Genomic DNA, 13209 nt, shown 5'->3' with positions numbered 1-13209 from the left:
CAATCGTCTAAAACCGAGATGCCTGTGTCGTGCTAAAAGTTTGGAGCTGCCTGGCTCGGTCGTCCTGATGAAGGATTCCCACCCGGTGTTCCCGGCTTTCCACCTGGCTTTCGCGGAACGACGTTTTCAACGTTCCAGGTTGCCAGAGCCATGTCGACTCGCTGGAGAAACTGCATCGTCGAGTCTTTAGGGTAGATGATCAGGCAGGCTGCTTGAACCTGATCGACTCGACGCTCGCACAGGATGGCGTGAAGCTCCCGGTCCTGAATTGGAAGTTCAGGAACGAACCGGATCACGGTCGAGTCTTTAGGGCTTGTGTACTGAGCAGCAGGGGAATTCGGCAGTGGATACTGATAACGGTATCTGGTGTTGTCTTTCGCCTGACTGACTTCTCCATCAGGAATCGTGACCTGAAAAGCATTCATCAGTTCTTGTTCCAGATCGGCCATGAACTCAGCAGCAGGGCGGCCTTGTTCTGAGTCGTCCACAAATCGAGAACTATTGCTCAGGATGTAGATCCAGGTGTCTGGACCTGTTTTGGATGTGTCCTGCGTTGTTTCCCAGGCTTCAACGAGTCCGGGGAGCGCAATCCCCAATGGGGTCTGTTGACGCGGGTCGACGACGGGGATCTCGGTCCCGAGCTGGTCCTTTTTGATCTCTGGCGGCGGAAGTGGTCGCTGGAACGGAAGCGGCAATCGCATCGACATTCCCTGATCTTGACGGACCCAGGGTTGTCCAAGGTTGGATTCGATCGATTTCAGATAGTCATAAAACTTGACCGTCCGGTTCAGACGTTCTTCGTATTTACTTGACCCGCAGCCAGAAAGACTGGACAGGAACGTCACACTACAGAGAGCCATCGCCAGAGTGAGACGAGTACACATGCTGAGAGATGATAGACGCATCTGAATATTCGAATCTCTTCTGACAGGCCTGTTAGAACGGTAACAATACGCCCTTCGCTCCAAAGGATACCCGGAAATGACCTCAAGAATCCAGACGAGGCAGGGGCTTCGAGGGGGCAGGGTCAACATTTATCAAAGAATGGCAATGTAAACCGCATCTGACGATTTCTGCTGCTTACGATTCGCGATCGTGACTTCAAATTGTATTATCTGAAGTTTGGCACCGACTCCCTGCAGGGAGGATCACCAGAATGCCCTTAAGCATCTGGGATCAATGTCTCTTCATCGGGGCTGACAAAATGGAATATTTCCTCTCAGTTTGAACTGCATCTTGCGTTGGCGATTGTAGGCGTTTCCGATAAATGGCGTGGGCCATTCAGTCTGCCAGTGAAGTCACAGTTCATTTGAAAGCGTTTAGAAAGATCGATCGTATGGCTGCACAGGCAACCTCTAATCATGATGTCGTAATGAAGAATCCGACATTGTTGATCTTCGGGGCGTCAGGCGACCTGACAGCCAGAAAACTGATCCCGGCTCTGTTCTCATTGAGCCGGAACGGGTTCCTTCCAGAGAAAATGCCAGTTATCGGTGTGGCTCGCCGCAAAAAGACGGACGAAGAGTTTCGCTCCGAGCTGAAGGCTGCAGTCGAGAAAGAAGTCTCGGCAGAAGAGATGCAGCACTGGGAAAGTTTTGCCCAAAGAGTGCGTTACATCCCAGCGGATCTGTCTCATCCAAGTGACTTCGACAATCTCAAAACAGATGTTGAAGCTCTTGAAAGTGAACTCGGGCTTCCTGGCGAACGAATCATTTATCTCGCGTTGTCGCCTGAACTCTTCTTGCAGTCCATCAAAGGACTTTCGGATGCAGGGATGGTTCCAAACGACTCGTCGAAGTTGCGAGTCGTCATTGAAAAGCCGTTCGGGCGGAACCTCGAATCCTCCAGGCAGCTTTCAACCGAACTTTCCAAACTGCTTCTCGAAGATCAGATCTACCGCATCGATCACTACCTCGGGAAAGAGACCGTCCAGAACATTCTGTTGTTCCGGTTCGGAAATTCGATCTTCGAACCGTTGTTCAACCGTAACCATATCGATCACGTGCAGATCACGGTCGCCGAAGCACAGGGGATCGAAGGGGCACGAGGCGGATACTACGACGAGTCCGGGGCGTTGAGAGACGTGTTGCAGAATCACGTGCTTCAGTTGCTTTGCCTTGTTGCAATGGAACCGCCAGCACTGTTTGATGCCGATCACCTTCGCGATGAGAAGCTGAAAGTGCTCAATACGATGCGGCCGGGAAGTGATAAAGGAATCGATAGTTGGGCTGTTGCCGGGCAATACGTTGCCAGCGACATCAACGGAGAGCATAAGAACGGCTACCGCGAAGAGGACCGCATCGCGCCTGATTCCAATACTGAAACGTATGTTGCTGTCGAGGCGCTGATCGATAACTGGCGTTGGGCCGGGGTTCCGTTCTATTTGCGAACTGGCAAACGCATGCCTCAGCGAGTCAGTGAGATTGCCATCACGTTCAAGCATCCTCCATTGAATCTCTTTCACACGGTCGAGTGCGAAGGGAATCTGTGCGAAATGGTCGAAACGCGACCCAATCAGCTGATCTTCCGTATTCAGCCGCAAGAGTCGATTGCTTTGAAGTTCTCAGCCAAGCATCCCGGAATGCAGTATCAGCTGCAGCCTGTGGACATGGACTTCAACTTCATGGACTTCGACACTCAACTGCCGGAAGCGTATGAGCGCCTGCTGCTCGATGCGATTCGGGGGGACTCGACTCTCTTCACGAGAAGCGATGAACTGGAAGCAGCCTGGGCTTTCGTTGAGCCGATTCTGGAAGCCTGGGAGAAGCCGGACCATCAGCCGAAGCCGTATGCTGCCGGAAGCTGGGGGCCACAGGAAGCAGCAGAAATGCTGGAGAAAACTGGTCGTGCCTGGAGAGAGCCTTCAATCAAGAAGGTAGGAAAGTCCTATTCCGTGCACGGCAAAAAGTAAGTTGTCAACTGTCAGGCCAGTACGACTCATCGTTTCTTATGAAGGGTGAGACGCACACTGATCGTAGAAGGCACGTAAGCACTCCCGGATGTTTCCCTGATGTCGTTGGTGTGTCAGGGAAACATCAAGCTGGGCTGGAATGGGGTGCCGCTCATTGAGCTCCTGTACGAGTTCCGTCAGGAGTTCTGGCGATGTCCGACATTCATAGACGGTCGGCAAAATTCCATGTCGATGTGCGGTGACAATCAGCCCGGCGTACTGTTTTGAGAGACGCTTGATTCGCCACCACTGCCAGTGAGACAGTTGTTCTGCTCCATCAAGCAACAGGATCTGCCCCGACGTAACAGTCCGAAGCCAATCTTGGACTAGCTGGCCGTTTCTCGATCGGGTTTCTTCATTCAGCCGCAGAGAGTGCGTCGACTTCCCTGACAGCTCCAGCTTCGCAGCCAGTTCCACCAGTAACGTCGATTTTCCATGTCCATGAGGGCCGACGATCGCTCCCCGATAGTTCTGTTGCTCCAGTAACGTGACAAGGGTGTTCATGTCGCGTTCGAGGAAGCGATATGCCAACGCGTGAAGACAGTCCGTTCGAAATGGATTGTCCCGTGGCCTCATCGAGAATCCACCTGCGTACTGGTTTCTTGCTGGTTCGACGACTGAGCTTGAATCGTGTTGTTGTAACACCCTGAGAGGAACGAGTTCCGCTCAGGGCGTTCAATTCAAAATCGCTGGTCTATTTCAGTGCGGCAAAGCGACGGACAATCTCTCGAGCACTGCGAAGTCCGTCGACTGCAGCGCTGACAATTCCGCCGGCGTAACCGGCCCCTTCTCCGACGGGGTACAGCCCGGCAATTCCCGGCGCTTCCTTGGTGACTCGGTCACGGTCCATGCGAAGTGGGGCACTTCCTCGCATTTCAGGACCGACCAGCATGGCGTCTTTCAGGAACTTGCCTCGCCACTTTTCGTCCATGATCGGGAGACCAGCTCTGATCGCGTTGCTGATGACAGTCGGCAGGACACTTCGAAGGTCAGAGCTGATGGTCCCGCGTTCGTACGAGCCAGGGTACTTGCGGTCTCCGATGACGACTCGCTCATTCAGGAAGTCGCTCACACGCTGAATCGGGCAATAGTACTCGCCTTCGCCGATGGAGAAAGCAACGGCCTCGAATTTCCGTTGTAGCTCCATGCCTGCCAAGGGGTGACTGCTTCCGAACAGATGTGGTTCCAAAGTCACCATCATTCCCGAGTTCGCGAACTCTGTATCATGGCGGGAATTGCTCATTCCATTTGTGCAGAACTGGCCTGACTCCGAGACACTCGGGATGACATAGCCGCCAGCGCACATGCAGAAGGTGAACAGGTCGCGATCGCCTTTCGCAATGATTGAATAGTCAGCCGCTCCCAACAGGTCTGCGTATTCTTTCTTGCCGTATTTCCAAGCGTTGATGTTTGCCTGTGGTTGCTCGATTCGCAGTCCCAATTGAAATGCTTTGGCTTCCATCGGAATCCCGGTGCCATGCAGCATTTCGTATGTATCGCGGGCGCTGTGTCCGGTAGCAAGAATCAAATGTTGTGTTGGAATAGGTCCACCAGATGTGCCAATCCCCACCACTTGGCCATCTTGAATGTCGATGCTCTCAAGACGGCAGGCAAACCGGTATTCGCCCCCCAATTCTTCAATGCGGCGGCGGAAGTTACGGCAGATCATCGGCAGCTTGTTGCTTCCAAGATGCGGACGGTGATCGTAAAGAATGGATTCTGGCCCCCCGCATTCGATGAACGCTTTGAACGTCCATTCGACGTCTGCTCCACTCATGCGGCAAGTGAGTTTCCCGTCTGAAAAACAGCCTGCTCCTCCTTCGCCGAACAGGTAGTTGTTTTCTTCATCGTGCGGTGCGTGTTCGCGATCGAACTTGCGGATGACAGGCACACGCTCTTTAACGGGATAGCCTCGCTCGATGATCAACGGGCGATAGCCACGGACTGCCAGGTAATACCCGGCCAGCAAACCCGCGGGACCAGCTCCAACGACGACGGGGCGATTCTGAATTCCAATGGAACCTGATGGGGGATCATCGAAGGTTTCCGGGATAAAAGCGTCCACGTCCTTTTTACGCAGCAATCGGTCCGCGAGTTTCGGGTCGTCTGCCACTTGAACCGAGATCGTGTAAACGAACTGCATGTCTCGTTTGGAACGCGCATCGAGACTTTTGCGAAGAATTCGCCAGGTGCCTAGGTCGGAAGTTTTAATCCCCAGACGCTGGCTGATTTGTCGGGCGAGTTCGAGTTCACCGGCTTCAACTGGAAGACGAAGATTGATCAGGCGGACTTGCATAAAAGACGTTTTACTCAGGCAAAATCAAATTTGATGTGACCGGTGACTCCGGTTGTTCCATCAGTGACTGAGAAGATGGCATCGACAGTTTTCCGTCTCGACGAAATCGTACGGAAGAAAGAGGCGGCACTTCTCAGAACGGGACCACACAGGATAGCGGAAAGCAGCGTCAGAACGCCAGTTGTCTGAAGCACTGAGAGTGGTCGATGGCGATCAGACAGTTTTAACCCGCCCTCCAAGGAGTAAGAATGCTGCAGAAAGCGGATTCTCCGAGTAACCGCTACGTCGCAGACTCAAGAATATCGACTGCTAACTCCGACCAGGATTTGATGGGGCTGCGATCGATTGTTGAGCGGTCAAATGTGGACGCGGATTGCAATGCAGAAACGATGGACACCGGCTGCGAATGTTCATACCCGAAAATATGAGGTCTATCGGTGCGCATGCAGAATACGGGTGCAACTACTGGTAGCCTGTTCCAAGTGTACTGAACTATTTTCAAAGAGCTGTCAGCCAGCCCGCTTGCACTTGCGTGGTCAACATACGGAGCTAGACCGATGTCTGCATGGCGGAGATGGGGAATCGTTTGATGAAATGGCATTTCATCATAGTAGGTAATGTTGTTTAGAGGACTCTTCGATGCCATGGTGCCTATGACATGGAATTGCCAGTCAGGAAAAGATTGAGCTGCCAATTCAATGAACTTGTAATCAAAAAACGATGAGCCAACTGAAACAGCATTAACTCTTTTGGAACCTGGATAAGGGCTCGGGGCTGACGTCTCAAAGACCAGTTTGTCAATTCCGTGTGGTTGATATCTTACGTTTCTGTGGCCGTCGAAATGTTGTGCTGCGCGTCTTGAGGGGACGCTGATAAGAGAGAATTTGTCCCTATGTTTGCGTTCAGCATTAACGATGTTTCGATGACTCCCTAAATGGGTAAGGTCGTCTGATGGGCGATATATGAGCTTAGCAGTTCCGTTGATCTTGCGGATACGGTCCGTCAGTAAGATCGCTCCTCCGCTTTCAAAAAGAACGGCATCGGCATTTTTGAGTACCGGAGCAAGTTTTCCAAGTGGAAGCCTTTCGTAAAGATTGAAGAACGGACCTGATAGCTGATCGGCCAACTTTGATTTCAAAGTGAACGTATGGAACGGAGTTAGCCAGACGAAACTCCTGAGGTTCGGTCGCTTCTCGATGATCCTTCCAGATTCTTGCCACAGTTCTGGACAAAGTCGGGTGTCTCCCTTTTTGAGCCACGAAATTGGACTGATCTGTGTCGTGACAAATGTTACTTCAATTCCGAGATTCGCAAATGCGTCCGCCAAGAAGTGAAAATTCGCTTTTCGTTTTGAAGAGTAAAAGTGTTGGGTCACGATAACCAACCGACGAATTGATTTCATTTAATTCTAAAACCTCAAGTACGACTTCGCGAATCAATGCATTCATGTGAACCCGCCTCAATTGCATTCTGGATTTTCGCTCAGGTGAACTCTGTTTTCAAATGGCAGGTTAGATCAACAGTGTCGGGATACAGGTGTATTGCTATAGCTGATTGTGGGTGATCCGTGGTTTCAGTTATTGCACATCGACAGTGGCTGGATATCTAATTCGGGTTCCAATGCTTGTTGAACGAAAGCATTGGTGCGGATTCTGCTTCGTAATAACATTCGTCTAGACTAATGAAGCGATCGTCAAGACGTTATGGATATGTTAATTCGGTTTCTTCGATACCAACTTTCTAGCGATGTTGCCCTGCTACGTTCTCATCCATCGTCCAGTTCTTTTGAGTTGTTTTCACCGCATGTCCAAAAACGGGGGACGCGTCTACGAACGAGAACTGACAATCCCCTCAGCCACACAGTCTGAGGCACGAGATGACGTCCGACTTGTGGTCAAATTCGCTAGGTTTTTGAGACATCTAGGAAACTCTGAGGACGGTTAGGGGGGCAAGGATTTCAAATGAATCCGCCTGTCAAAGTGGTCATCTGAAAACGAATCGGGATGAATTCTGATTATCGCGACGGCGAATTCTCATTCGGTATCGACAGTGACTTTTAAAGGTTACTCCAACTGTAGTTCACCGAGCATCGCGATGTCTCTCTAGCTTTCGGAAGTTCGTTGCTGCGAAGATACTGTTCCTGTAGGAATATTCACAAGACGGATTCGGTGATTTCCGTCAAGAGCAAGTTTTCCAATTCTTTCAAGCAAATGAGAGGCAGACGCAAGCATCGCTCTGCAAGACTTCTGTGACGAAATGTCTGAGGGGCTGTTTTCGATAAAATTCATATTACTTCCTCATGATTTCGCCCAAAAGGCATGTTGTTGATCGCTTGCAGTTGGTCCGTCCCTGAATGCTAGGGCTAACCCCGTGGACCGGCATCATTTTGTCTGTTTCTGGATTTTAAGCATTGTTGGAAAAGGCGATAGGCAGATCGATTGTCGGTGGAAGTTTCGGCGATTTGGACAGAGAACATTCGAACTAGCCAGTGTTGGAATTGCTTTACTAGCAGCGAAAAACGGGATCTGAGAACCCTCTGCATTTTCATCTTAGGCGCAGACTTCCCTGAGGATGTTGCGTAATTGTTGCGTCCTTTAATCTGGACTGCAGCTCGTTTTCTTGATCTCTTTTCACGTGATGCCGGTTGAATGCATTCAGGAAGCGATGTGGCATAAGTTGTTTCAGCGGAAGCAGGTGCGGTGCTGGATTGACAAATTTTCCATGGCTTGACAGGCTTCTCTGAGACGTCATCAGTAACTGCGATCTTAGCGTGGAGTGGAGACTCAATATCCATGTTCTCTCTGTTCGGTTTTAAGCCAGCGTGCCCAGTGTCACTTGAGGAGCGTCTCTGGCTTGAGAGGAGGATGTGCTGGTTGACGAACCGATTGGGACCAAACCGCGTACAGTCGTCTGGCCAGCAGACTCTTCGAGACTTCAATGTTGCCACACGGTTTGAGGCAGATTCACTTCGTGCGGCCTTTGATCGCATCGTCGGAATCATGCAACTCAAGCAGCCAATCACACTAGAGATCGAGGCTCCGGCAGAGGCGACTGCAGAAGGGGGGGCGTTGGTTAGTCTGGATTCTACACCTGTTGTCCGGATTCCCCAGGCGTCTTTGACTGACCCCAATCGTGTTCTGGCGATCGTCTCTCGGGAAATCGCCAGAGCGGTCTTGAAGTCAGAACAACATCTGACAGGAAAAGAGCCGGACGTTGAGCCATTGCTCGATCTGATGACGGTGTTCCTCGGATTCGGGGTCTTCAATGCCAACGCCAAACTGCTCGGAACTCCTCCACGGGGCGTCGGTTTGTATACGTGGATGATGAATCAAACGAAGAATCTGAACGCGTTGCAATTCGGGTACGCAATGGCGTTGAACTGTTGGTTACGGCAAGAAACGCCTGGCAACTGGCAGCAGGAACTGGCACGCGATTCCAGAGACGCGATGACTCAAGGACTGAAGTTCCTCAAGAAGTCCGACACGACTGAGATCTTCGAAAAACGCCCGACGGGGAGGGATCTTGTCCCGTTCTGGGAACGACGCCTGAGAACCGGATCCGATGCGTTGGCACTCGATAGTTTTTGGGATATGGGGGCTCAACAGTTCGAACTGACTCCAGGTTTGACTGAGGAGTTAGTTCGTGCCCTTCATCATGATGACAGCAGTCTTTCCAAGGGAGCGTTGGATATTCTGGCGGCTCACCCAACTCAGGCTGCGGCTGCCGATCAGGATGTTTTGGAATGCTTGAAGCACCGCTCTGTGCGAGCTCGATTTGCGGCGATGGGGGTTCTGGAAGTGCTTCAACGAACTCCAGAATTACAGGCGACCATCGTCGATGTGCTCACTAAAGAACGTGACCATCAAGTGCGGATGCGTGCGATTCGCCTGCTCTACACGAATTTTGACGCGATTGATGCCGATGGAATCCTGCCGATTCTTGTTGAAGATCTGCGGCGGTCATTACTCAACCAGAATCGTGAAGAAGTCTTGTTGATTGTTCGGCTGATTGATTCTTTGACCAACGGTGAAGCAGAGTCGATTCTCCGCAGTCGGTTTGGGCACACAGAAGATGACGACTGGCTCGGGCAGACGTTGTCCGCACTTGAAGCAATTCGAACCGGGACTTCAACTGACGGAGATGAATCTCAATTGGATGATTCTGGTATAGGCGAAGAAGCGACAAACGAACCGAGTTCGTGACCAGAGATCTTTACTGCGGGCCAGATTGATGTGAAAAGCGAAGGAGCGGCGTTCCAGACTGGAAAGCCGCTCCTTCTTGAATTTTCGCCCTGTGCGCATCTGTTCAATTACTGAGTGGCAGGTGCATCAACTACGGCTTCTGAGGCATCGCTGAACTGTGGAACTGCATTGCCGGAGACCTCGTAATCACAGGTCATCCAACCGTCTGCCAGAGTCAGGTTTTTCAATCGCAATGCGAGAGGAGCCTGATCTTCTGAGCGAGGCAGGTTAACGACGCGAGGTAATTTGATTTCTTTCAGCTTCTGTTCAATGGCATTGCGAACCATTGCTTCACCGGCCATTTGCAAGATGCCGGTTGATTTCTCTTTTTGATTCGCTGGGGTGATTGTGCGGAGTTCTGGTTTCAGGGTGACATGGTCCTCGGTCAGGACAGGGTTAAAGGCAAAGACGGCTTCCTGAGTCGAAATCTCCGGCCCCAGGACAGGCTTAAAACCCGCTCGGACGGTGATCAGGAATTCGCCACTTGTAATGGTGGCTGAAATTGGATTTTCAACATCCAGTACCAATGTCCCAACGGACGGGGCAGGTTTATCTGTGGCGGGATTGCCGAGCACAGAGTTCAGGAGTTCAGGTTGAATATCTTTCCCACCGAGTTCAAAGCGTTCGGCCAAGTCGGCAATCAGTGATTCGTGAATCAGCATCGATGCCTGATTGCGCAAATCGACTCCGGTCAGACGAAACGGATTTGGAAGGTTTGCTGAAGGGGATGACTCGGGACCAGACAGACTCGGTGCTTCCAGAAGCTGTCGGGCCGGTAAGGCTTTGACCTTACGTACTCCAGTGGAAATCTGTTGGATGTTGGGACGGTTGGCTGTGGAGGGGGCAGCGGTTTCAAATGCGACGCCCCACATGGCCGCTTCTTCGGTTGATTTGGTGGCAATGTGGCTGGGGTACAATTGTGCCTGAGTCAGCATGTTCCGCAGATCAACTGCCAACAGTTTGTTCAACTTGACCAACTCGGAGTCGAGTCGGTTGTTGAATGTCGGGGCAACAAGTTGGGTAATACGATGAGCTGCGATCGATTCCGTCATCGGCCGACGCTGCTCTGCGGCATTCATGACGACACTGCTGGCGAGTGGCCCTAACAGTGGGATCGGGTTCATCGGAGTCGAGGCGCCAAGGTTCTGCTGGTTCACTCGCATGAACGCGGAAGGAGTTCTCGTGGAAAGTCGAGTGCCGTCGAATTCGATCTGCTTTGCAACTTCGAACTCAACACTCCCGGCACTTTGAATTGCTGCCTGACGAACCTGACTCAATGTCTGGCTGAATGTCATCCCATTGAGAACAACATTCATCTGAATCGCGACAGGGTTGTCCACGAAATCAATGCGAGTGCGAGTGCTGGTCCGCTGGTTTCCCTGAATGCGGGCTCCCATGATTTCGTCCTGAAAAGGACCTTCATCACGGGTTTCATTGGCAATCAGGTGGCTGGCAATTCGTTCGCCAATGAGAATACAGAGAGGGTGACGAGAGGCCATCTCGTGGACACCCTGATGCGTTGTCATTCGCAATACGGATTGCTGCACCGCAACTTGAGCCATCGGTCCCTGACCAGGCATCATCTGTTGTTGCGGATACCGTGGTACCAGAGATTGCTGCTGCTGTGAAAACTGTCCGGGGGCAAATTGCTGTGGAGCAACTTGTGGTCGGAACTGCATCTGAGCAGGTTGTTGAGCCGGTTGAGGGCTGAACGGCCTGTATGGGACAGCTTGTTGATTCTGAGGGAAGCCCCCCTGAACAGGAACGCTCTGAATTTGTGCGTGGCATTCAGGCAAGACAGCTGCAGCGCTGGCGGCGATGCCAAACGCCATCAGGGTGAGCTGTCGAAATGCTCGGCCGGGTTGCAACTTGTTTTCGGTCATAATTGACCTCAATTCATTCTTTGCCCAAGCGAAAGTGTAGGTCACAATTTTCGCGTTGGACAGAAATCTGGACGCCTCAGTACGCAGAAGTCGCACTCCGTTACGCACATTCATCGCTCGTGTCCGAGCCTTCAGGACTCCGCTCAATTGCGGAGAAAAATTCAATCCAATCGGGGAATTGCTGATGTTCTGAATCTCAAAAGTTGAATTTTTCACACAAATTCAAGGCTGTTTTGAAAAGTCTACACGGTATTTGGTTTGAAGTTGAAAGGTATTCGCCGGAATCTCGTTTCAGGCCCGGCGACTAATCCATCAATGCTGATCGTGAATTCTGCAACACTCTCGCTGATCGGGTTGCAATGGTAGTTTGGGAAGAGTTTTGTATGTGTAGTCAGTGATCTGTTGTAAAAACTTGGCCCAGGTTTCCGTGTATGAGGTAGTTTTTCACACGACGGAATCACAAATCGCTCTGTTGGTCTCCTGATTTTGCTCGTTTTATCGCGGGTGGCGACTCTGATCCTGTTCAGTTCATCGTGTATTGGGGGGGACGGATCCGTTCACTCGCCATCACACTGAACAACACCTGTACAAATTTCATGCCTGAAGCGAATTCAGTGACTCCGTTTGGTGAGTTTTTATGAACCGATTGCCGAAGCATTTCGACCTAATCCTGTTAGGGGGAGTTGTCACGCTGACTCTCATTGGAGTTGTCATGTATGGCAACGAAGATTTGGTGGCACGCGACGGAGGAGGAACTCTGAATGGAGCTGGGGCGCTCTATCAGGCGAAGCCACTCGCAGAATCGTCAGAACCCGAACAGCTTTCCGGCCAAAGTGGTGCACAAGAACCAGGGCCTCGGTTAGCACCAAAAGATGAGAACGCTGCGATTCAGCAACCTGTGAATAGCAGTATTCCGCGTCCCTTTCAGAAGGGCGTTGTTCATCTGGGCGAGGGAGCAGCTCTCGGGGGAAAGCTCCCGTTTCCTGAGGATAACGCCTGGAATCAGAGAATTGACGATCTGCCAGTCGACCCGCTGTCAGATGTGATCATTAACACGATTGGACGAGACCGGAACATTCACCCAGACTTTGGGTCCGGATTGTGGAACGGAGCACCGATCGGGATTCCCTATGTTGTCGTGTCAGGGGATCAGAAACGCTACCCGATTCGTTACACGGCCTATGGCGACGAAAGCGATCCAGGACCCTATCCCGTTCCAACCAATGCTCCGATTGAAGGAGACCCCAACGTTGATGGCGACCGCCATGTGATCGTCGTCGACCGGGACAACTGGACCCTGTATGAATTGTTTCGAGCTTTCCCTGTTGCTGGCGGGCTCATCTGGAAGGCGGAGTCCGGCGCGATCTTCAATTTGAAAGAACATCCAAGTCGACCCATTGGCTGGACAAGTGCGGATGCGGCGGGACTGCCGATTTTTCCGGGACTGGTCCGCTATGACGAAACGGTTGAGTTGAAAGAGATTCGCCATGCCTTGCGCTTCACTGTGCAGAAAACGCGGCGGGCGTTTGTCCCACCGGCAACGCATTGGGCCAGTCGACACACATCGCTGGACTTGCCTCCTTTGGGGATGCGGGTCCGTTTGAAGAAGGACTTCGATATCAGCTCATTCCCTGAAGAGACGCAGGTGATTTTGACGGCACTGAAACGCTACGGCATGATCCTGGCTGATAACGGAAGTGACTGGTTTATCTCTGGGGCTCCCCATCCACTATGGAATGACGACAACCTTCACAAGTTGAAGAAGATTCACGGCGGAGATTTCGAAGTTGTCATGATGGAAGGCCTCGTCGAGGACAAGTAATCAGCGTGTTTCTTCAA

At 51.7% G+C, this 13209-nt stretch carries 8 protein-coding genes; 3 read left to right on the top strand and 5 right to left on the bottom strand.

Going from position 1 to position 13209, the window contains the following annotated elements; translation table 11 throughout:
* Positions 1-32 precede the first annotated feature (32 nt).
* On the bottom strand, positions 33-905 hold the full coding sequence (locus SH527x_RS09225; protein ID WP_437194368.1) for a hypothetical protein: 873 nt from the start codon (positions 903-905) through the stop codon (positions 33-35).
* A 467-nt stretch (positions 906-1372) separates the two neighbouring features.
* Between SH527x_RS09225 and zwf the strand changes: the two genes are divergently transcribed.
* Complete coding sequence (gene zwf / locus SH527x_RS09220; protein ID WP_437194367.1) at positions 1373-2911, top strand: glucose-6-phosphate dehydrogenase; 1539 nt, start codon at positions 1373-1375, stop codon at positions 2909-2911.
* Between the two features lie 36 nt (positions 2912-2947).
* Here the strand turns inward: zwf and SH527x_RS09215 are convergent, their stop codons facing one another.
* The 3 genes from SH527x_RS09215 to SH527x_RS09205 all read right to left on the bottom strand — a co-directional run bounded on the left by SH527x_RS09215 (position 2948) and on the right by SH527x_RS09205 (position 6648).
* Positions 2948-3454, bottom strand: coding sequence for a hypothetical protein (locus SH527x_RS09215; RefSeq protein ID WP_437194366.1), 507 nt, complete (start codon positions 3452-3454; stop codon positions 2948-2950).
* Positions 3455-3644: 190 nt separating this feature from the next.
* Positions 3645-5246 (bottom strand): NAD(P)/FAD-dependent oxidoreductase, encoded by a 1602-nt coding sequence (locus SH527x_RS09210; protein ID WP_437194365.1) that lies wholly within the window; start codon positions 5244-5246, stop codon positions 3645-3647.
* A 280-nt stretch (positions 5247-5526) separates the two neighbouring features.
* Complete coding sequence (locus tag SH527x_RS09205; protein ID WP_437194364.1) at positions 5527-6648, bottom strand: GumK N-terminal domain-containing glycosyltransferase; 1122 nt, start codon at positions 6646-6648, stop codon at positions 5527-5529.
* A gap of 1471 nt (positions 6649-8119) precedes the next feature.
* On the opposite strand from SH527x_RS09205, the gene SH527x_RS09200 reads away from it, so the two are divergent.
* Positions 8120-9448 carry a hypothetical protein gene (locus tag SH527x_RS09200; RefSeq protein WP_437194363.1) on the top strand — a complete coding sequence of 443 codons (1329 nt, stop codon included), beginning with the start codon at positions 8120-8122 and terminating at the stop codon, positions 9446-9448.
* A 107-nt stretch (positions 9449-9555) separates the two neighbouring features.
* Here the strand turns inward: SH527x_RS09200 and SH527x_RS09195 are convergent, their stop codons facing one another.
* Positions 9556-11370, bottom strand: coding sequence for a hypothetical protein (locus SH527x_RS09195; protein WP_437194362.1), 1815 nt, complete (start codon positions 11368-11370; stop codon positions 9556-9558).
* A gap of 637 nt (positions 11371-12007) precedes the next feature.
* Here SH527x_RS09195 and SH527x_RS09190 point away from each other — a divergent pair.
* The gene (locus SH527x_RS09190) at positions 12008-13192 is read left to right on the top strand and encodes a hypothetical protein (protein ID WP_437194361.1); all 1185 of its coding nucleotides are present in this window, start codon (positions 12008-12010) and stop codon (positions 13190-13192) included.
* Positions 13193-13209: the final 17 nt, after the last annotated feature.

This window comes from Planctomicrobium limosum, from assembly GCF_051465645.1.
Lineage (GTDB): Bacteria > Planctomycetota > Planctomycetia > Planctomycetales > Planctomycetaceae > Planctomicrobium.
This window is presented reverse-complemented; position numbering and strand designations above follow the sequence as displayed.